We start from the raw sequence: 18,698 nt of genomic DNA, 5'->3' as shown, positions 1-18,698 counted from the left end.
GGCGACCGCGGACATCCTGGTTAGGAAAATCAGGAAAACGATTGCCGTCACGTTACCGACACGCTCCAGGAGGGTCAATAGCACGTTTCCTTCCCGTTACACGTCTCTCAGGGATGCGGCGGATGGCGTTATAAAGTGGACAGAGGCAACGGCCGTCGGCAAGCGGAGGAAACGTGGGGAAACTGGAGCGTCATGCCACGATCGCCGATGTCGCGGCGCTGGCCGGGGTGTCGGTGGGCACGGTCTCCAAGGCGCTCAACGGGCGCGGGTCGCTCCGCGAAGAGACCCGGACGCGGGTCCGGGAGGCGGCCCGGCAGCTCAGCTTCGAGGCGAACGCCGGCGCCCGCAGCCTGCACTCGGGCCGCACCTACACGGTGGGCATGGTCACGACGGACACGATCGGCCGGTTCAGCATCCCCGTCCTGATGGGTGCGGAGGACGCGCTGGGCGCCGGAGAGATGTCGATCTTCCTCTGCGACGGGCGGGGCGACCCGATCCGCGAGCAGTACTACATCAGGACCCTCCTCAGCCGGCGGGTCGACGGGATCATCGTGACCGGCCGGCGTACCGAGGCGCGGCCTCCCCTCGGCGTCGACCTCCCGGTGCCCATCGTGTACGCCTTCATCAGCTCGGCGGACCCCGGCGACTGCTCGGTGGTACCCGACGAGGTGGGCGGCGCACGCAAGGCGATCGACCATCTCCTCGCCATCGGACGCACCCGAATTGCGCACATCACCGGGCCCGAGCGTCACAACTCGGCCCGGGTGCGGGCCACCGCGGCGACGGAGCGGCTGGCCGAGGAGGGGCTGTCCCCGGCCACGCCGCCGCTCTTCGGCGGCTGGAGCGAGGTCTGGGGCCGCCAGGCCGTCGGCCTCCTGCTCGCCGGCCAGGCGGATTTCGACGCCGTCTTCTGCGGCAGCGACCAGATCGCCCGCGGAGTCTGCGACGCCCTGCGGTCCGCCGGCCGGCGTGTCCCCGAGGACGTCGCCCTCGTCGGCTTCGACAACTGGGACGTCATGACCGAGGGCGCTCAGCCACCGCTGACCAGCATCGACATGAACCTCGAAGGCCTCGGCCGCTCCGCCGCCGAAAAGCTCCTCGCCGCCATCAACGGCTCCCCCTCCCCCGGCCGCCACGCGATCCCATGCCACCTGGTGGTCCGCGAGTCCACCACGGTCCCGTTCCCGCCCACCTCGTCACCGCCGGCGGGCCGGCAACGGTGAGGGCCCCGCATCGGCGCGCAGCGCTGAACCGGCTTGGTCGCCACCAGGCCTATCGCCGGAACGTGCGCGGTGGCGCGCAGATCGGTACGGGGAACCAGGTCACCGTTGCCGATCTTGAGCAGGGTCGCGGCCGGCAACGCGGGCTGCCCGGTCTGCACGGAGACGCGACAGCCCCCCGGGTCCTCGCGATGTGGATCATGTCCCGGTAGGCAAGGACATCGTCCACATCAACGACGCCTCCAATTCGTGCTCAACCCATGCGCAGTGCGCGTTCCACGCAGGAACAGGACGCTCAGGAAACATTTTCGCGAAGGCCCTCGCGTCGCCGTTGACAACAAGTAGCCGACAACGCGTGAAACAATAAACGAAGAAAGGGTCGAGAGCGTCTATCTCACGCATGACCCGAAGAAATGACTGGGAGCCCTTGCCTCAGCTCGATCAGAAACGAGTCAATCCCCTGCCACGCACGCACAGCCAGCACCTCGTCCAAACCGAGGAACTGCTCAAGCCGTGTCAGATTCCCCTGCACGTCGAGGTTGGCCGTGAGTGGACACTCCGGATGCTCACCGCCCTGCCACGCCGCGATCACACCCCCGAACGAATGCCCGACGATCGCGGGCCGATGAAAACTTTCCTCCCGTCGAGAATGGCATGGACTACCTGATCTGAGGCCAAGGGGCACATCACTCACCTTGGTCGGCAGCGTAATCGTCTTCAGCACTATGGGCTCACCGAGCCGGCTGCCGCGATCGAGTCGCGCGCCGTGCGGTGGAGCTCCGAACATTCCGCGGAGGAGTACGCCGCAGCGTTCCTCGGGCTCGACCACTACCAGGCGGTTGCCGAAGGCGGTCCTCGGCCTACCTGGGCCTGCCCGAACTGCGACATGGAAGCCCTTGTACGGGAAGCCGTCGCGGCCGCGGACAGGGAGCAGCGGACGGGCTTCTGCTTCGGTTGCGGCGAGAGGTTCGACCGGCTCGACGAGTGCAGCCTGTGCGGCGAGCTCGTGACCGGCGAGGCGGGCATGCTGTGCGCCTCCTGCTGGGATTACAAGATCTCGCGCGATTGATCATCGTCCCGGTCGTCGCGACGGGATCTCGACCGGCGATCGTGCCTGCCGTGGGAAGTGAGTTGATCGTCCGCACCGCGGTGGACGGCCCTAGGATCGATTCATGAAGGCGCGGGATGCCGACCAGCTTGATGCGGGGTCCGTGCGACGATCACCTTCGATGTCCTTGGCCCCTGCCCGGCACCGATTCGGTCTCCCTCAGCGTCCACTACACGCAGGCGAGCTGCTCCGGCACCGCTGACCTGCCGTCGTCGATCTCGGCGACGTTGCCTACACCAGCCCCAAGTGTCCCGCCGACCCCTCGTGACACTGCTACGGCGGATCCTCGGTGACGACCGCCAGAGGTCGGCGGCTTAGGTCTTGATCTGCTTCCCAGCCAGGATTTTGAGCCAGGTCGTCATCTTGTCCATGACATCGAGAATGAATTCTCGTCCGTTCTCCCCGAAGGGCAGAATCAAGAGCGCCGGGCTCATCAGAAGGATGACGAGGATCACAGGAAAGATCAAGAGCGCACCGAGCGCGATGCGCTGCCAGGTAGCGTTGAAGACAATCATGACGGCCCTTGCTCAAGCACTATTGACAGGACACTCAGGAAAGTTCACCGAGTGCGAGTCGACTGCCCGGCGGACGAGTCGAGAGAGAACCTCTCGCTTAGGGCCACAGCACAGCTAGGCTGCCACTTCCCTTGTCAGAGGTGGACCAAAGGCAGGGTACACATGCCCTTGCACCGTCGAACCCAGTCTTGAGGCAGACCATTTTCCTTCTGCCTGATCGCCTGCGCCATCCCCATGCTCCCAATGTACCCCGTGCCGCAGTGTGAAACCCCGACGAGCCCTCAGCATTCTCGACCGGATCCACTACATCGATCGATCAACCAGGCAGCGGGATTCCTACAGGCGATTTGTCGCTGTAGGTGAAGTTGAGAGCGAGACGGCTCCCGGACCAGAGAATGCACGAGGGACGAGCACATCACCGCTGGTCCGTGAACCGCGAAGGTAGGGATTGATCATTCAGCCGTCGCCACAGATCGCCAATGGGTGCAGGGGTGTGAAATGACAACAGGTGGGTCCGTCCACTCAGTCGGAGTTCGTCCTGCGCGGTGTCAGAGTTCGAGGACGAGGCGTGAGGTGACGGCGCGGGAGACGCAGATGAACATGACGTCTCCTGCTTTGCGTTCTTCCTCGGTGAGCAGGGAGTCGCGGTGGTCGGGGGTGCCGGCCAGGACCGTGGTCTCGCAGGTGCCGCAGGTGCCTTCGCGGCAGGAGGAGAGGACGGCGACGCCGGCCTCTTCCACCACCTCCAGGATCGAGCGGTCCGGCGGCACGGTCAGGGTCGTGCCGGTCAGGGACAGTTCCACCTCGAAGGCGGAGGGTTGTGTGTCGGCGGGCTCGGGCTTGGGGACGAAGCGTTCGACTCGCAGGGTGCCTGGTGGCCAGGTGGCGCAGTGCTTCTCGGTGGCGGCCAGCAGGGGTTCGGGGCCGCAGCAGTAGATGAGTGTGTCGGGACGCGGGACGGCGAGGAGGGAGTCCAGGTCGAGCAGGCCGGTTTCGTCTTCGGGGCACAGCTGGACACGGGTGGGGTGTTCGCGGGTGAGCCGGTCGGCGAAGGCCATGGAGGGGCGGGTGCGGCCGCCGTAGACCAGGCGCCAGTCCGCGCCGCGGGTGGCGGCTTCGGTGACCATCGGGAGGATCGGGGTGATGCCGATGCCGCCGGCTACGAACAGGTAGCGGGGCGAGGCGACGAGGGGGAAGTGGTTGCGGGGGCCGCGGACCCTGATCGTGTCGCCCTCGGTGAGGCGGTCGTGCACGTGCTCGGAGCCGCCGCGGCCGGCTGCCTCGCGCAGCACCGCCACCTGGAAGACGTACTGATCGCCTGGGTCGCCGCACAGGGAGTACTGCCTGACCAGGCCGGGGGCGAGCAGCAGGTCGACGTGCGCGCCGGGGGTCCACGCGGGGAGCGGGCCACCGCCGGGACGTACGAGGCTCAGGAGCACGACACGCTCGGCGATCGGCGTTCTGCCCGCCACCTGCAGGTCGAACTCCGGTTCCTCGACGGGCATCGTCGGCTGTCCCTTTCCTGGACGGAGGCCGGCTGGGTGCGATGCCGGCATGTGTCAGACGAGTACGGCGGCGGGAGGTGGGGAGGCCGGGGCCGGGCGGGGGCGGTGGCCCTCGGGGTGGCCGAGCAGCCAGTCCCATAGGACCACCGGGTCCTCGAACTCCCTCTCCGCCCCGCAGAAGCAGACGGCGTGCAGCCGGTCGGTCCCCGGCACCCAGTGGACGCGGTGGACCGTACGGCCGGTCGGCGCACCTAGGTCGTCCGCGTTCATCGGACGGCGGCCTCGGACCGGGTGGAGCCGGCCGCGGCCATCCGGGCGAGGACGCGGCGGGCGGCCAGGCCACCGGTGTCGATGTTCACCGAGAGCTCCTGGTAGCGGTCCGGTTCGCGGGAGAGGATCTGCTCCAGGGTGTTGAGCGCGGTGACGTCCTGCAACACCACGGTGCGGTTGCTCTCCCGGAGGAAGTCGGACACCTTGTGGTCGTCGAGCGCGAAGTCGCGCGCCACGGCCCAGAAGTCGTAGGTGGTGTTCTCGGTCGACGGCGTGATCGCGTAGACCACCTCGACGTGGAAGGCGTGCGGGTCGGCGCCGTCGGGCGCGGGCGGGGGCGACCCGGCGGGGGCGACCCGGCTGTGCAGCAGGTACAGGCACGGCGGGTGGTACTCGATGTCCTGCCAGCGGGTGATCCGGCCCCTGATGCCGGTGGACTCGGCGTAGAACGGCGGGCAGGCCGCGTCGTCCATGTGCCTGCTGACGTAGACGACGCCCGCCTCCTCGTCGACCTCGGTGGTGATCGGGGTCTCGGCCACCTCCGGGGTACCGATGTATCCGCCGTGCAGGTAGGTCTCGTGGGACAGGTCGAGGAGGTTGTCCACGAGCAGGCCGTACCGCGCGTTGAGCGGTTCCATGCCGCACACCGTCGTGTAGCCGGGCGAGGCCAGCCACGGGGCCCGCGGCGGCAGTGTGCCGCCCGGCTCCCGGTCGCCGATCCACACCCAGACGAACGAGTCCTGCTCCACGACGGGATAGGTGCGCAGGCGGGCGGTGCGCGGGACACGCTTCTGCGCGGGCACGGCGACGCAGACCCCGTCGGGGCCGTAGGTGAAGCCGTGGTAGCCGCAGACCACCTTGTCGCCGACGAGGTGGCTGGGTGACTCGGACAGCGGGAACCGGCGGTGCACGCAGCGGTCCGCCATCGCCACGGCCCGCCCGTCCTCGGTTCGGTAGAGCAGTACAGGCTCGTCGAGAACGGTGCGGCCGAGCTGGCGCCTGCCCACCTCATGGCCGTAGGCGGCCACGTACCACTGGTCGCGTGCGAATTCGGTGATGATCACGGTCGCTCCTCGTGGTCGGGAACCGGGAATGATCCCCCGCCCGCGCAGGTGTCACCCCACGGACGTCGGCGCGGGCGTGGCGGCTGTGGACAGGTCGCCGCGGCTGGTCTCCCGCAGCGCGAGGACGCAGCCCACGGTCAGCAGGCAGACGGCGGCGATGACCACCGAGATCGTCGTGGTCTGCCCGCCACCGGTCGACTCGTCGATCTTGGCGAAGAGCAGCGGGGCCAGGCCGGCGCCGAGACCGGCGAGCTGGTAGCCGAGCGAAGCGCCGGTATAGCGGCTCCGGGTGGCGAACAGTTCGGAGTACAGCGCCGCGAGCGGACCGTACATCAACGGGTGGAGGACCGACTGGCCCAGCACCAGGGCCAGGGTGAGCACGGCGGCGTTGCCACTGTCGACCATCGGGAAGAGGGCGAACGCGAACACCGCCATGAGCAGTGCGCCGGTCAGCACGACGGGGCGTCGTCCGACCCGGTCCGACAGCGCCGACCACGCGATGATGCCCACGACGGCGAGGGCGGACGAGAGTGTGAGCGCGTTCAGCACCGTCTGGCGGGGGAAGCCGGCTCGCACTCCGTACGCGATGAGGTAGGTGGTGAGCGTCCCCTGGGCCACGAAGGCGGACAGTCCCACGCCCACGCCGAGCAGCAGCGTCTTCGGGTGGTTGCGGAGCACGTCGATCAGCGGCGCCCTCCGGCGGGCCGTGTCATCCGCCGCGGCCTTCCTGGCGGCCTCGAAGAGAGGGCTCTCCTCGACCTTGAGCCGGACGAACAGGCCGATGCCGAGCAGGACGACGCTCAGGAGGAACGGCACCCGCCAGCCCCAGCTCAGGAACGCCTGCTCGCCGAGCAGGGCGGCGGTGCCGGTGAGCGCCCCGGTGGAGAGCACCATGCCGAAGGGGGCCCCGGCGTTGGTGAAGCTCCCCCAGAGGCCGCGGCGGCTGGTCGCGTGCTCGGTGGACATGGTCACGGCGGCGCCCCACTCGCCGCCGACCGCGACGCCCTGGAGAACGCGGAGCGCGACCAGCGCGACGGGAGCGAGGGCGCCGATCTGCGCGTACGTGGGGAGCAGACCGATGAGGAAACTGGCGACGCCCATCAGTGTCATGGTCACCACGAGCATGCGCTTGCGCCCGAGGCGGTCGCCGTAGTGGCCGAAGACGATGCCGCCGAGTGGTCTGGCGAGATAGCCCGTGGCGAAGGTGCCGAAGCTGGCCGCCGTCGCGGCGAGCGGGTCCAACGAGGAGAAGAAGATCTTGTTGAAGACCACCGCGGAGGCGGTGGCGTACAGCAGGAAGTCGTAGTACTCGATGACGCTGCCCAGGAAGCTGGAGGCCACCACGCGCCGGAGCCTGCGCGGGTCGGGGGGTGCGCTTGACAGGTTCGGCATCACCAGGCTCCTCATTCGGGGAGCGAGTGTGCACCGCTCCGTTGTGGGCGAGGTTAGGCAGATTTAATGCGGCGGTCAATGCTGTGCACGACGTCCGGATCGCAGGCCGATGAGCAGGAGCAAGGCGCGTCAAGGACTCGCCGAGCCCGTACACCGTGAGCGTCACGGCCGTGCCGTATTTCCGGCTCGGGCACTCCGGACGTCTCGGGCTCGGCGCGGATCCCCGTCCGCCACGACTCGGCTGTCGCGGGCACTCTCCGAACATAAGGCATATCTCTGACGACGGTCAAAGAGTTGCATAACGTGGCTGACGGTCTACCCTTTCAGCTGTGAACTCCGGTGACGGGGACGACCACCGGGTGCCGCCGGCGCGCCCGCAGTCCCTCATGTTCAGCTTCCTCGGCGTCTACGTGCTGGACCGCGGCACCGCCGTCTACTCGGGGAGCGTCATCGACGTGTTCGCCCGCCTCGGCGTCTCCGAGGAGGCCGTACGATCGACGCTCGCCCGCATGGCGAAGCGGAATCTGCTGGTCCGGCACCGGCGAGGACGGAAGGTCTATTTCGGCCTCACGCCGCACGCGGTGAACGTGCTCGAAGACGGGCGCCGGCGGGTGTGGGAGACCGGCGCGGTGAACCGCGGCTGGGACGGCACCTGGACGCTCGTCGGATTCTCGCTACCCGACAGCAGGCGCAGCACGCGGCACGACCTGCGCTCCCGCCTCATCTGGGCGGGCTTCGGCCTGCTGCAGAGCGGCCTGTGGATCGCGCCGGGCGCGATGGACGTGACCGGCGTCCTCGACTCGCTGGATCTCGGCGACCACGTGACCGTGCTGACCGCCAAGGCGTTCAAGCCGAGCGAGACGGCCGACCTCGTCCGCAAGGCGTTCGACATCGAGCAGATCGCGCGGCGCTACCGCGCGTTCCTCGCCCAGTGGGACACACCCCGGCCGCTTCCCTCCGCGCCCGACGACCTGGCGCGCCAATTGCTGCTGCACACCGACTGGCTGCAACTGGTCCGCCAGGACCCCCACCTGCCGGCCGAGCACCTACCGCAGGATTGGCCGGCGATCCGAGCCGAACAGGTCTTCCACTCACTCGCCGAGGAGTACGGGCCACGGGCCGCCGAACTGGCCGGCCGCGTGCTGGACACCCTGCCGCCGCGGCCGTGACGGTCCCCGGAACAACGCGGCCGGCTCCGGCGCCATGGAGGGGGGTGAAAGTTTCGCCGATCCACGAAACCGGTCACTGCCGTGGCGGGGAAGTCACTGCCATTCCTGCCGCGTCACATTGTTCGTGACCGGCCCGTCGGCCGAGGTCGAGACGCCGCCCCCTTTTTGGGACGACATGAATTCGCCAACCGTCCCGCCTCCTGCGGCGAAGGCGGAACGGTACAGCGGATAAGGCCTGTCCCGCCTTCATCCACGGTGTGCGATCCTCCGTCGTGACAGCGCCTCTCCCACGGCGTCTCGGGCGCGTGGCGCGCCTGGAAAGGTCACCGGCACGAAGGGGACGGGTACTACGTGAAACTTCGTCAAGGAATGCGTGCTCTGGCACTGGCCGCGGTGGCGACCCTGGCGCTGGGCGGGATCACCACCCAGCCGGCGAGCGCGTCCAGCGCGAAAGCCGCAGCGCTCAGTTGCCCCATCAGGATCACCGACCCGGCCACGGTGGGCGGTTCCTACGTCTATTCGCTGGTCGAGGTCAACTGCAACCAGCGTGTCAGCTACATCGGAGGGTACCTTTCCCTGTACCGCGACGGGGTGTACCTGGGCTACGCCGAGACCTATCTGTACAACACGGCGTACGCCTACAAGATCAACATGGTGGCCTGCGTGCCCGGCAACTACCACGTCATGGGGTACGGGTTCGCCAACCTCGACGGTGGAGCACCCGACTTCTCCCTGCGCGTCGCCAGCACGCCGGCTTACATCTCCTGCACCTGAGCCGTCCGCGGAACATCTGGTCGCGCCAGGCCGGTGGTGCCAAGCGGCTTCAGGCCCGCTCCGGGTACGTCATCCGCCCGCGGCGTCCTCGGCCTCCCAGCGCAGCAGGTCGCCCGGCTGGCACTTGAGTACCTCGCAGAGGGCGGCGAGCGTCGCGAAGCGCACCGCCTTGGCGCGGCCGTTCTTGAGTACCGCCAGGTTGGCGGGGGTGATGCCTACGCGGTCCGCGAGGTTGCCCACGGACATTTTCCGCTTGGCCAGCATCACGTCGATGTCCACGACGATGGGCATCAGATCACCTCGTCCAACTCGGCCTGCATCCGCGCCGCTTCGACGTCGCGCGCGACGGCCTGGGCGAGCAGCATCCGCAGCACGAGCACGATGAGCGCGACCCCCAGGATGGCCAGGCCGATCCCGGCCATGATGACGGTGACGCCCGGGTCCTCCTGCTGGCCCGGCGCATTGATGGCCGTGACCGCGAACCACAGGAGGGCGGCCGCCACGATCGCACCGATGACGGGGTCCACGTACCGGAAGGCGGCGCGGGAGAACACGGTTCCGCGTCGCACCATCGTCACCAGCCGCCATACGCAGACCAGGGCGACCTGGACCGACACCATGCCCAGAATCGCGATCACGCGCAACGGAGTCAGCGGGAGCGACCCGTCCTCCGGGTCGGTGAACAACGCCCACACCATCCCTGCCTGTATCAACACGGTGCCGACGAGCACCACCGCGAGCACGGCGCGCAGCGCACGTACTGCCAGCTGTCCCATGACCCATCCTTTCCATCGAGTTGCGATGAGAACCTATCGAATGTCGATAAGTGAAGCAAGGGCGGGATGAAGCCGGCCATCCACGTTTCGATCAACAGCGAGACAATGACCACGACCGTCAGGCCAGTGCCCTCACCTCCGGAGAGAGGTAGTCGATGCGTCTGCACCCAGGCGAGACCGAGGCCGTCGGCTGGCGGGTGGTGGCCCTGCTCGACGTCGTCCGGCAGCTGCGTGACGCGTCACCCGACGTCACCGGGCGTCCGCGGGTGATCGCGATCGACGGACGGGGTGGCGCCGGCAAGACGACCCTGGCCGAGCGGCTGCGCGAGGCGGTGCCCGACTCCGCCGTCGTGCACACCGACGACGTCGCCTGGAACCACGCTTACTTCGACTGGGGTGCCGTGCTCGCCGAGAACATCCTGCATCCCCTGCGCCGGGGTGAGGCGGTGGACTTCCGCCCGGATGCCTGGATCGCCCACGACCGGCCCGGGTCGATCACCATCCCCGCCGGTGCCGACTTCATCTGGGTCGAGGGCACCGGCACCATCCGCGGAGAGCTTGCCCCGTTGCTGGACGCCTCGGTGTGGATGCAGGGTGACCTCGATGAGCAAGAGCGTTCGCTGGTCGCCCGCGACGGTGACTCCCCCGAGCAGCTGGAGCACGTGGCGAAGTGGCTGCTGGAGGAGCTGCCGTTCTTGTCGCGAGAACAGCCGTGGGCCCGAGCCACCATGATCGTCGCCGGCACTCCGCGGATCGACCACGACCCGGACACCGAGTTGGTCGTCGCCCCGCCGACGAGTCCTCAGGTGGGCCGGCCCACCCGCGACGCGCCGCCGTAGGTCTATCGGGCTGCTCACCCGGGGGCCACTCCTGCGCTCGGCGGCGTCACCGGGTCGCGGGCGTGTCGCTCAGTGCGGTGAGGCGGTCGACGCGACGGGCGATCTCCGGGTGAGTGGACCACCAGGCCAAGCGGACGGGCTTGGCTGCCACCAGGCCTATCGCGGGGACGCGTGCGGTGGCGCGCAGGTCGGTGCGGGGAACCATGTCGCTGTTGCCGATCTTGAGCAGGGTGGCGGCCAGCAACGCGGGCTGCCTGGTCTGCACGGCCGCATCATGGTCGGCGGCCAGTTCCCGGTAGCGGCCCAGGGCCCGCAGCGGCAGCTGCGCCAGCAGTCCGCACAGCCCGAGCACGATGATCAGCGGATAGGTCCCCGCCACCATGAACGCGATCGGAAGGTCCCGGATCTGCCGGAAGAAGGGAACAGGCTTGGAGTTCCTCCGCACGAAATCGCGGGCGACCCTCGCGCTCCAGGACATGGCGATGGCGAGCGAACTGGCCAGCGTCATGACCGCCACGTCTCGGTGGCGGATGTGCGCGACCTCGTGCGCCAGGGCCGCGCCGAGCTCATCCGGCTCCAGGATCTCCAGCAGCCCCCGGGTCACCACGATGGTGGTGTGCCGTTTGGAGCGACCCAGGGTGAAAGCGTTGGGGACAGGGTCCGGGCTGACGGCCACCCGCGGCTTGGCCACGTCGTTCAGCGCGCACAGCCGGTCCAGCGCGCCGTGCAGTTCCGGCTCCTCGTCAGCGGTCACGATCTGAGCCCCGGTCGTCGCACGTGCGAGCCGCTCGGTCGCGCACCACTGCAGCAGAACCGCCAGCACCACGCCCGTCACCACGACGGGCCAGCTGAAGCCGGCCAGCAGCGCCGCCCCGACCACGACCGCGTACATCAGCATCAGCAGCGCCATCACCGCGATCATGCGAGGAAGCAGACCCGGCATCGTCTGTCTGGTCATGGGCTTCTTCCCGACCCCACGCCGATCCAAATGAGATTCCCGCCCTCAGGAAACCTCTCATGGCTGGATTCCTCAAGTACTCGTCGGCGCACATTCCCGTGAGCGAATACGAGGGGGCCGTGCCTGCCGCGGGGAGGCGGCATGGTCGTCCACGCCGCGGCGGGCGGCCTAGGATCGATCCATGACGGCGCGGGATGCCAATCAGCCTGATCCAGGGCCCCTGAACCCCGAGGTGACGGGCGCGTCAGTTCGGTTCGGCCAGGGAGACACGGACGTCATCGAGTCGGGGACCGACTGGCCACCTCGTCCGCCGCAGAGGGTCATGGCCGTTCTCGCGCTGGTCCTCATCGTCGTGGCCGCCATGGCGGGCTATCTGGTCGGCAGCCGGCACGCCGCTGCCACCGCGACGCCGGGTACGCCCTCATCGTCACTCACCCCGGCCGTAACCGAGCCGATAGCCTGGACCAGCAAACGATGCTCGGTCCAGCTGAAAGATCGATTGCAACTCGGCATAGAGATCGTCAACCAGTCGACGACCGACGTGACCCTGCGCCAGGCGCGGCCGGTCCTCCCGCTCCACGGCCTCAACGCGACGACCACGACGTGGGGCGGTTGCGGCCAACTGTCCCCCACGGCCGCCGGCGCCGACTATCCCCTGCCCGCGGGCGCCACGACCTGGTTGACGATCACCTTCGATGTCCTCGTCCCCTGCCCGGCACCGATTCCGGTCATGTTCACCGTCAACTACACGCAGTCGAGCCACTCCGGCACCGCTGACCTGCCAGGCTTCTCCGATCTCGGCGACGTTCCCTACACCAGCGCCAAGTGCCCCGATTCCCCGTAACTCGCAGTGGCATTGATGACTGATCGGTCGTAGGCGACACATACTTGGGTGGTCGCCGCGGTCGGTGGTAATGGCCGGGACTTACATGACGATGAGGATGCCGAGGCACTGGGGAAACAATGGGCAAGAACATCGTTCTTTGCCTGGACGGCACCGGTAACGAGGTCAAGGCCAGGGAAGCGACGAACGTCTTCAAGATTGTCGAGCTTCTCGACCTCCGGGACCCGGAGAAGCAGGTCGTCTACTACGATCCCGGCGTCGGCACGTTCACCTCGCCGCGTGCGTGGACCGCGGTGGCGCGCGGCCTTTCGCGGCTGGGCGGGCTCGCGCTCGGCCATGGCCTCCGGCAGAACCTCGGGGAGGCCTATACTTACCTGATGAACGCCTGGCGGCCGGGAGACAAGGTCTTCGTGTTCGGCTTCAGCCGCGGGGCGTACACCGCGCGAGCGTTGTGCGGGATGCTGTATCGAGTCGGCCTGCTCCGCCCCGGTAGCGAGAACCTCGTCCCGTACGCGTTGCGCGTGTACGCCCGGCGCCCAGGAAAGGACTCGGACCTCAGCCTGCCGGAGGGCTGGGATCGGCTTGACCGGTTCGCCGAGGCACTGTCCGTCCGGCCGAGACCTGATTCCCTCGCCTTCCCGATCGACTACCTCGGCGTTTTCGACACCGTGAAGGCCACCCGTTTCCTCGGCAGGGACATTCGCTGGCCCTACACCAACAAACTGCTCAACGTCCGCGTCGTACGGCACGCGGTGTCGATCGACGAGAAGCGCCGGCCGTACGAGGAATGCTTGATATCCGTTCCCGAACCGGGTAAATCACCGCAGGTCACCGAGACATGGTTCGCCGGCGTGCATTCGGACGTCGGCGGCGGGTTCGAGGACCACCCCGAACTCGGCAAGGTGGCCATGCGCTGGATGGTGGAGGGCGCGACGGCCGAGGGGCTGCTCGTTCGAGAGCAGCGGGTGAGGAGTCGCTACACCCTGGCGGAGTCAGATGCGTCCGGAGCCATCCACAGAGCGGGGTGGATATGGGCACTCGCGCGCTACCGCCGTCGCCCGATTCCGCCCGGCGCCCGTGTGCACGCGAGCGTCCGGACCAGGATCTCGGCATTCCCGGAGTACGGCCGGGATCTTCCGAACAACGTGATCTGGGACGAGGAGGCCTGGCCATCCACGCCCGCACCGTCCTGAGGCTGAGGTGCGGGTGACGGCGTCGCATGCGCAGCCGATCGATCGCGTCAGTGCACTCTGTCGGTATCCCTTGAGGTCTGTGACATCAGTGCGATCAGCAGGTCGTCCAGGGAGCGGATCACTGTGATTCCGGCCGGGGGTGTGGTGCCGGTGGCCGCCCGGTCGAGCCAATATGAGTGAAGGCCCGCTTCGTGAGCGCCGAGGGCGTCGGTTTCGTATTTGTCGCCGACGTATGCGACCTGGTGTGGCGGCAGGCCGAGGATTGTGCATCCAGCCAGGAAGATGCTGGCGTTCGGCTTGGGGGCGCCGTGCTCGTTGGAGCAGACGATCGCGTCGCCGAAGTGGTCGAGGAGGCCGATCACGCGTAGTTTGCGTTGCTGGTGGGCCAGCGACGAGTTGGAGACGATGCCGAGGCGGAATGCTGGCGCCAGTTTCCTGAGCACGGGGTCGGCGTCGGGGAAGGCGGCCCATGCGGCGTTTTGGAGTTGCCCGTATTTCGCGAACCAGACGCGCGCCTCGTGGTCGGAGATGTCATTGCCCGGAAGGCGCCCGACGTGTGACAGGAACCGTCTGGTCCGTGAGAGTTGCTGCCCGGTGAATGTCAGCTCACCGGCCAGGAACCGCGCGTACTCCTCTTCCATGAATCTCCGCCAGATCGCCACCGCGTCGGCCGGCGTCGGGAAGAACTCCAACAATCCTTCGGCTGCCAGGTGCTCGAGCACACCGACCTCTTCCGAGGTCGAGTAGTCGAAAATCGTGTCGTCGACATCGAACAACACCCCGCGGATCGTCATCCGTCCACCATGCCAGCACCGAGGAGAACCCGCAGCCCCCGGGGGTCGCGATGGTGGACACGGACCTTGATTCTCGGCCATCCTCCGATGAGTTCGCGGCCGGAGGCCGGTCTATGTTCGTGCCGGGCACACACGCCGGGACATGAGGAGGAGGACACCGTGGGCATGATTCACGTCGACTTGTTCGCGACGCTCGATCTGGTCGCCCAGGCGCCGGGGGATCCCGAGGAGGACCCTGACGGCTTTCCGTTCGGGGGGTGGCAGGCGCCCTTGTTCGACGAGACGGTCGGACAGCACGTCGGTGCCGGGATGGAGGGCATGGACGCTCTGCTCCTGGGCCGCAAGACCTATGACATCTTCGCCGCGTTCTGGCCGGGCCAGGTCGACGGCGTCGACGGCGGGATCGCCACACTGTTCAACGGCATCCCGAAGTACGTCGCCTCGCGGGGCAACCCGGATCTGGACTGGGCCGGCTCGACGCTGCTGGGACCCGACCTGGTGAGCGCCGTGCGCGAGCTGCGTGACAAGCATGAGCACGTCCACGTGATCGGAAGCCTGAACCTGGTGCAGACCCTCCTGCGCGAGCGCCTCTTCGACCGGCTCGACCTGTGGCTGTTCCCCATCGTGCTCGGCGTCGGCAAGAAGGTGTTCGACGGCGGTGCGGTGCCTGCCAACCTGGAGCTCCTCGAGCCGCCCGTCACCTCGTCCACAGGCGCCGTGCTCCTGCGTTACGGCCTCGCCGCGGGGACTCCGACCGCCGGGGACATGCGGCGCGCGGACCGCGGCCTCGATCCGAGCTGAAATTCCGAAAGCCACTCTCACCGACCGCTGGGGCCGGGCCCGATCCAGCCTCCCGCGCCCACGTAAGCCTCGTTGCCCTCGCTCCCCGTAGGTGCGTGTCATGAAGCGCGTGCGGTCTTCATAAGCGGGACTCGGGTGGGAAGCCCGTCCATCGCAGTTCGTGAGGTAGGTGCTCCATGTCGTTGTAGAAGAGCACGGAGGTGGGACGACCAGGGGTGTAGCGGATGGCGGTCAGGGCGGCGTTGCAGTGGTTGAGGCCAAGCCAGCGCCATCGGGGAGCGTCCAGTGCCGCACGGACGAGCCATCCGATCAAGAAACTGTGGGTGACGATCAGCTCATGGCGGGTCTCGTCACCGTCTGCCGGGCCGGAGAAACGTGCTAGAGCCTCCTGCGCGAGCGCAGGGCCGCGACGGCGTTCCTCCGGCGTGGACTCGCCCAGGAAGCGAAGCAGGAAGTCGGCGGAATCCGGTGGCAGTTCCTGCCTGTCGGGAAAGTGCGGGACGTAGTCGCCGGCGGCTTCCGCGACGTGCAGGGGAACGCCGTCCAGATGCCGGGCGATCAACTGCGCGGTCTGCGTCGCCCGGGGCAGCGGGCCGTGGTGGATCATCGAGAGAGGGACGCCTCGCAGCCTCTTTCCGAGGAGGTCCGCCTGACGGCGGCCGTTCTCCGTCAGGCGGCTCTCGTCCGGCGAGGCCTCCCCGTGGCGGGCAAGGTACAGATAACGGGTGGCCAATCAGCCCTCCTGGCAGGTGCGGCCTTGGATAGTACCGCTCGACGAGGGGCGCCTTCGGGAGACGTACGGTCAGCGGTTCGTCCTCGACGGCGATCCGTCCCGAGCCGGCGTGGAGGTCCGGTGTGCCGCCTGCGGCCGTGAGTTGTACGGTGCGGTGGAGGAGGGCGGACGCATATGGCAGACGAGCAGATCACGACAATCGGCAGGTGTTACCTGTGCAAGCGGACCTTCGGCTTCACTCCTGCGAGTGTCATGACGGTCATGATGGACCCCGAGACCAATCTTCCGCTCGGCATGACGGTGTCGGGTGTCTTCCGTGAGCCGACACCGGAAGCCGCCGCCAGATCGGTCAAGGAATACGTCTGTCCTGACTGTGTGACCAGGGCGAAGCAGCTCAAGGAATTCATGGACCAGCCCGTTCCCCCTTTCGGCACCTGGCACAGGGGAAACCCTTGATCGTGCGACGCGGGCCTGGGGCGGCTCGATCAGCCTGAACGTCGTGGCCGGTGCGGCCGGGTGGGGCCTGGTGCCTTGGGGACCCGATGCCGGGCTGCGGTGACGGCCCGCTTCGGGGATGCGCTGTAGGCGGTCGCGGTCTCGGGGGAGCGGCAATCCGTTGAGCAACAACCGGTTCGCAGGAAAGCTCGTTCTGAGGGCTCGCCGAGGTCCAGTTCGAGGTCGACGTAGCTCGGGAGTGCGTCGAAGCGGCTCGCGAAGGCTTGAGGCCCACGGGGCACTCCTAGAGGGTGGCAGCGGTCAGGGGCGGATCGGAGCCGGTCGGCGGCTCGCCGGGATCGATCTCCAGGACAGGAGTGGCGAGCCGGAGCGTGACGTGGCCGCGGGTCGCCCCACCTGGACGGAGCCGGGATCAAGACCATGCGCGATCGGGGAAGTCGATAGAGCGCCTTTGTCGCCCGCTGAGAACCTGCCGACCGGCTCCCCCGGCTCGCCTGCGGTCCTGTTCACGATCGAACGGAGGCTCATGCACGAGACATGACGCTTGGCGGCTCGTGATGAGGATGCGTCATTGCTGGCAGCGGCCGAAGTCGACCACGTAGGTGCCTCCGCCGGTGCCCCCTGCGCCGGCCGGGTTCGCCGTGCCGGCCGCGACGCCGATGCCGAGATCCTTCAGCGTCGAGCTCAGGACGATCTGGCGGTGGCCGTAGGTGCTGACGTGCACCCACCAGTGGACGGCGGCCCTCGGGGTGCCCGAGCCGCCCCAGCCGGTGTACGTGGTCTCGGCGTAGGCCCACGAGACGGGGTTCGGGCAGTAGCCCGCGCCCGTGATGCGGCTGAACGGGGTCGAACCGGTCTGCGGATTGGTGTGCGAGTTCGCCCCCGGGGTCCACCACTTCAGGCTCGCGGCGGCGGTGGCGTGGGAAGCCGCTGCGGCGTCCAATGTGGTCTTGCGCGTGAGTGCGGGAAGCCCGACCGCGGCGCGCTCGGCGTCGATGAGGCAGTGCACGGCATTGCGCATCATGGCGATGTTGCTGCTCTGCGGAGCCGTGTCGTAGTAGGCCGCCGCGGCAGCGCATCCGGGTGCGCTACCGGTGGACGCGGTCGCCGCGGCTCCGAGGACAGGGAAACCTAAGGTGAGGACGCCGGCGAGCGCGGCGACCTCCAGAAGGCGATTGGTGCGCTTCACAGTGATCTCCTTGAGTGAGAATGACACCGTCCGGTGCGGACAGTGGTTGTGAGAGGCCCCTTTTTCGCCGGTCCTACAGTGATACGGCGCCTCCCGGCCGCGGGCATGAGTAACCTCGTACTCATCTGTGCGCGGGGGCGTCGAGCCGGTCTAGGCGTCACCGGCGTGCTGGTGGTCGGTGAGGACTTCCTGGATCACGTGGCGGGCGTTCGCGGCGAATGCCGGGTTTGTTGCTTTGTAGTACGGGAGGGCTATCAGGGCTATGGAGAGGGCTCGGCCGCGGGCGCGGGACCAGGTCGCGTCGTCGGCCTTCACCGCTTCGCGGAAATCCTCGCGGACGGTGGCGGGCAGGAGGTTCCAGGCGATCATCAGGTCGGCGGCGGGGTCGCCTCGCCCCGCGGTGGAGAAGTCGATCACGGCGGTCAGGCGGCCGTCGGTGACGAGGAGGTTGCCGGGCATCAGGTCGGCGTGGGTCCAGACAGGTGGGGACGTCCAGCCGGGGGCGTTCAGGGCCGCCTCCCAGGCGGCGGTGGCGGCCATGGGGTCGATCGAAGCGCCTAGGTCGTGGATGGCGGTGCGGGTCTGGAGGTCGAGCTTTTCCAGGGGGCCGCCTCGGTAGGCGGGTGGGGCGCCGGGGAGGTCTATCCGGCGGAAGGCGGTGATGAAGGCGGCCAGGTCTTCTGCCAGGAGGGCGGGCCTCGTCAGGTGGCCCGGGGCGGGGTTCTCGCCGTCCAGCCAGCGGTGGACGGACCAGGGCAGCGGGTAGTCCTCGGCGGGCTCTCCCGCGGCCAAGGGGACGGGGATGGGGAACGGGAGGAGGGGGGCCAGCTTCGGGAGCCAGTGCAGATCCTTGGCTATCTGGGTCGTCGAGCCGGGTCTGCGGGGGAGGCGGACGGACATGTCGGCGCCGAGCCTGTAGATGGCGTTGTCGGTGCCGGAGGAGTCGAACGGCTCGACGGGGAGGTCCGACCACTGGGGGAACTGCGCGGCGATCAGCCGGCGGACCAGGGGGACGTCGTGGTCTGTCTCATCGGCATGCATCTTGCCGGCACGCATGGAGCACCTTCTCGAGCTGGACGATCGCCGAACGGCACAGAT

The 18,698-nt window shown here is 68.2% G+C and carries 22 protein-coding genes; 9 read left to right on the top strand and 13 right to left on the bottom strand.

Annotation, left to right across the window (positions count from 1 at the left end; all coding sequences use genetic code 11):
* Positions 1-173 precede the first annotated feature (173 nt).
* Complete coding sequence (locus ACFP1K_RS03175) at positions 174-1,223, top strand: LacI family DNA-binding transcriptional regulator (RefSeq protein WP_380746922.1); 1,050 nt, start codon at positions 174-176, stop codon at positions 1,221-1,223.
* A 391-nt stretch (positions 1,224-1,614) separates the two neighbouring features.
* On the opposite strand, the gene ACFP1K_RS03170 is transcribed toward ACFP1K_RS03175, so the two are convergent.
* Positions 1,615-1,944, bottom strand: a complete 330-nt coding sequence (locus ACFP1K_RS03170; protein ID WP_380746921.1) for a hypothetical protein — start codon at positions 1,942-1,944, stop codon at positions 1,615-1,617.
* A gap of 162 nt (positions 1,945-2,106) precedes the next feature.
* Here ACFP1K_RS03170 and ACFP1K_RS03165 point away from each other — a divergent pair, with 162 nt between their 5' ends.
* Positions 2,107-2,289: a hypothetical protein gene (locus ACFP1K_RS03165; protein WP_380746920.1), complete on the top strand. Its 183-nt coding sequence runs from the start codon at positions 2,107-2,109 to the stop codon at positions 2,287-2,289.
* 353 nt (positions 2,290-2,642) lie between these two features.
* Here ACFP1K_RS03165 and ACFP1K_RS03160 read toward each other — a convergent pair whose 3' ends face one another.
* The 5 genes from ACFP1K_RS03160 to ACFP1K_RS03140 form a co-directional block, all read right to left on the bottom strand.
* Positions 2,643-2,843, bottom strand: a complete 201-nt coding sequence (locus tag ACFP1K_RS03160) for a hypothetical protein (RefSeq protein ID WP_380746918.1) — start codon at positions 2,841-2,843, stop codon at positions 2,643-2,645.
* Between the two features lie 548 nt (positions 2,844-3,391).
* Complete coding sequence (locus tag ACFP1K_RS03155) at positions 3,392-4,348, bottom strand: PDR/VanB family oxidoreductase (RefSeq protein ID WP_380746916.1); 957 nt, start codon at positions 4,346-4,348, stop codon at positions 3,392-3,394.
* A 54-nt stretch (positions 4,349-4,402) separates the two neighbouring features.
* Positions 4,403-4,618 (bottom strand): hypothetical protein, encoded by a 216-nt coding sequence (locus tag ACFP1K_RS03150; RefSeq protein ID WP_380746914.1) that lies wholly within the window; start codon positions 4,616-4,618, stop codon positions 4,403-4,405.
* A complete protein-coding gene (locus ACFP1K_RS03145) occupies positions 4,615-5,682 on the bottom strand; it encodes a Rieske 2Fe-2S domain-containing protein (RefSeq protein ID WP_380746912.1) in 1,068 nt (355 codons plus the stop codon). Before ACFP1K_RS03145 ends, ACFP1K_RS03150 begins: the two co-directional genes overlap by 4 nt.
* A gap of 51 nt (positions 5,683-5,733) precedes the next feature.
* On the bottom strand, positions 5,734-7,074 hold the full coding sequence (locus tag ACFP1K_RS03140; RefSeq protein WP_380746910.1) for an MFS transporter: 1,341 nt from the start codon (positions 7,072-7,074) through the stop codon (positions 5,734-5,736).
* 329 nt (positions 7,075-7,403) lie between these two features.
* Between ACFP1K_RS03140 and ACFP1K_RS03135 the strand changes: the two genes are divergently transcribed.
* Positions 7,404-8,243, top strand: a complete 840-nt coding sequence (locus tag ACFP1K_RS03135; RefSeq protein WP_380746908.1) for a PaaX family transcriptional regulator — start codon at positions 7,404-7,406, stop codon at positions 8,241-8,243.
* 369 nt (positions 8,244-8,612) lie between these two features.
* Positions 8,613-9,017, top strand: coding sequence for a hypothetical protein (locus tag ACFP1K_RS03130; RefSeq protein ID WP_380746906.1), 405 nt, complete (start codon positions 8,613-8,615; stop codon positions 9,015-9,017).
* Between the two features lie 69 nt (positions 9,018-9,086).
* On the opposite strand, the gene ACFP1K_RS03125 is transcribed toward ACFP1K_RS03130, so the two are convergent.
* Both ACFP1K_RS03125 and ACFP1K_RS03120 read right to left on the bottom strand, forming a co-directional pair.
* Positions 9,087-9,308, bottom strand: coding sequence for a helix-turn-helix domain-containing protein (locus ACFP1K_RS03125; protein WP_380746904.1), 222 nt, complete (start codon positions 9,306-9,308; stop codon positions 9,087-9,089).
* Positions 9,308-9,793 (bottom strand): DUF2975 domain-containing protein, encoded by a 486-nt coding sequence (locus ACFP1K_RS03120; RefSeq protein WP_380746902.1) that lies wholly within the window; start codon positions 9,791-9,793, stop codon positions 9,308-9,310. The genes ACFP1K_RS03125 and ACFP1K_RS03120 overlap by 1 nt, the downstream gene beginning before the upstream one ends.
* Before the next feature lie 155 nt (positions 9,794-9,948).
* Between ACFP1K_RS03120 and ACFP1K_RS03115 the strand changes: the two genes are divergently transcribed.
* The gene (locus ACFP1K_RS03115; protein ID WP_380746900.1) at positions 9,949-10,632 is read left to right on the top strand and encodes a uridine kinase family protein; all 684 of its coding nucleotides are present in this window, start codon (positions 9,949-9,951) and stop codon (positions 10,630-10,632) included.
* Positions 10,633-10,678: 46 nt separating this feature from the next.
* On the opposite strand, the gene ACFP1K_RS03110 is transcribed toward ACFP1K_RS03115, so the two are convergent.
* Entirely contained in the window at positions 10,679-11,590 is a 912-nt protein-coding gene (locus tag ACFP1K_RS03110; protein WP_380746898.1) for a M48 family metalloprotease, read from the bottom strand.
* A gap of 322 nt (positions 11,591-11,912) precedes the next feature.
* Between ACFP1K_RS03110 and ACFP1K_RS03105 the strand changes: the two genes are divergently transcribed.
* The gene (locus tag ACFP1K_RS03105) at positions 11,913-12,434 is read left to right on the top strand and encodes a hypothetical protein (RefSeq protein WP_380746896.1); all 522 of its coding nucleotides are present in this window, start codon (positions 11,913-11,915) and stop codon (positions 12,432-12,434) included.
* A gap of 119 nt (positions 12,435-12,553) precedes the next feature.
* Complete coding sequence (locus ACFP1K_RS03100) at positions 12,554-13,627, top strand: DUF2235 domain-containing protein (protein WP_380746894.1); 1,074 nt, start codon at positions 12,554-12,556, stop codon at positions 13,625-13,627.
* A gap of 47 nt (positions 13,628-13,674) precedes the next feature.
* Here ACFP1K_RS03100 and ACFP1K_RS03095 read toward each other — a convergent pair whose 3' ends face one another.
* Positions 13,675-14,421, bottom strand: coding sequence for an HAD family hydrolase (locus ACFP1K_RS03095; RefSeq protein WP_380746892.1), 747 nt, complete (start codon positions 14,419-14,421; stop codon positions 13,675-13,677).
* Between the two features lie 165 nt (positions 14,422-14,586).
* On the opposite strand from ACFP1K_RS03095, the gene ACFP1K_RS03090 reads away from it, so the two are divergent.
* Complete coding sequence (locus ACFP1K_RS03090) at positions 14,587-15,222, top strand: dihydrofolate reductase family protein (RefSeq protein ID WP_380746890.1); 636 nt, start codon at positions 14,587-14,589, stop codon at positions 15,220-15,222.
* A gap of 118 nt (positions 15,223-15,340) precedes the next feature.
* Here the strand turns inward: ACFP1K_RS03090 and ACFP1K_RS03085 are convergent, their stop codons facing one another.
* Positions 15,341-15,955, bottom strand: coding sequence for a histidine phosphatase family protein (locus tag ACFP1K_RS03085; RefSeq protein WP_380746888.1), 615 nt, complete (start codon positions 15,953-15,955; stop codon positions 15,341-15,343).
* A gap of 174 nt (positions 15,956-16,129) precedes the next feature.
* Between ACFP1K_RS03085 and ACFP1K_RS03080 the strand changes: the two genes are divergently transcribed.
* Positions 16,130-16,411, top strand: a complete 282-nt coding sequence (locus ACFP1K_RS03080; protein WP_380746886.1) for a hypothetical protein — start codon at positions 16,130-16,132, stop codon at positions 16,409-16,411.
* 568 nt (positions 16,412-16,979) lie between these two features.
* Here the strand turns inward: ACFP1K_RS03080 and ACFP1K_RS03075 are convergent.
* Both ACFP1K_RS03075 and ACFP1K_RS03070 read right to left on the bottom strand, forming a co-directional pair.
* Positions 16,980-17,600 (bottom strand): CAP domain-containing protein, encoded by a 621-nt coding sequence (locus ACFP1K_RS03075; protein ID WP_380746884.1) that lies wholly within the window; start codon positions 17,598-17,600, stop codon positions 16,980-16,982.
* Positions 17,601-17,750: 150 nt separating this feature from the next.
* Positions 17,751-18,656 (bottom strand): aminoglycoside phosphotransferase family protein, encoded by a 906-nt coding sequence (locus ACFP1K_RS03070; RefSeq protein ID WP_380746882.1) that lies wholly within the window; start codon positions 18,654-18,656, stop codon positions 17,751-17,753.
* Positions 18,657-18,698: the final 42 nt, after the last annotated feature.

This window comes from Sphaerisporangium aureirubrum (assembly GCF_042658925.1).
In the GTDB taxonomy this organism is placed as follows: Bacteria; Actinomycetota; Actinomycetes; order Streptosporangiales; family Streptosporangiaceae; genus Sphaerisporangium; species Sphaerisporangium aureirubrum.
The sequence above is the reverse complement of the archived record's forward strand: the minus strand, read 5'-3'. Positions and strand labels throughout refer to the sequence as shown.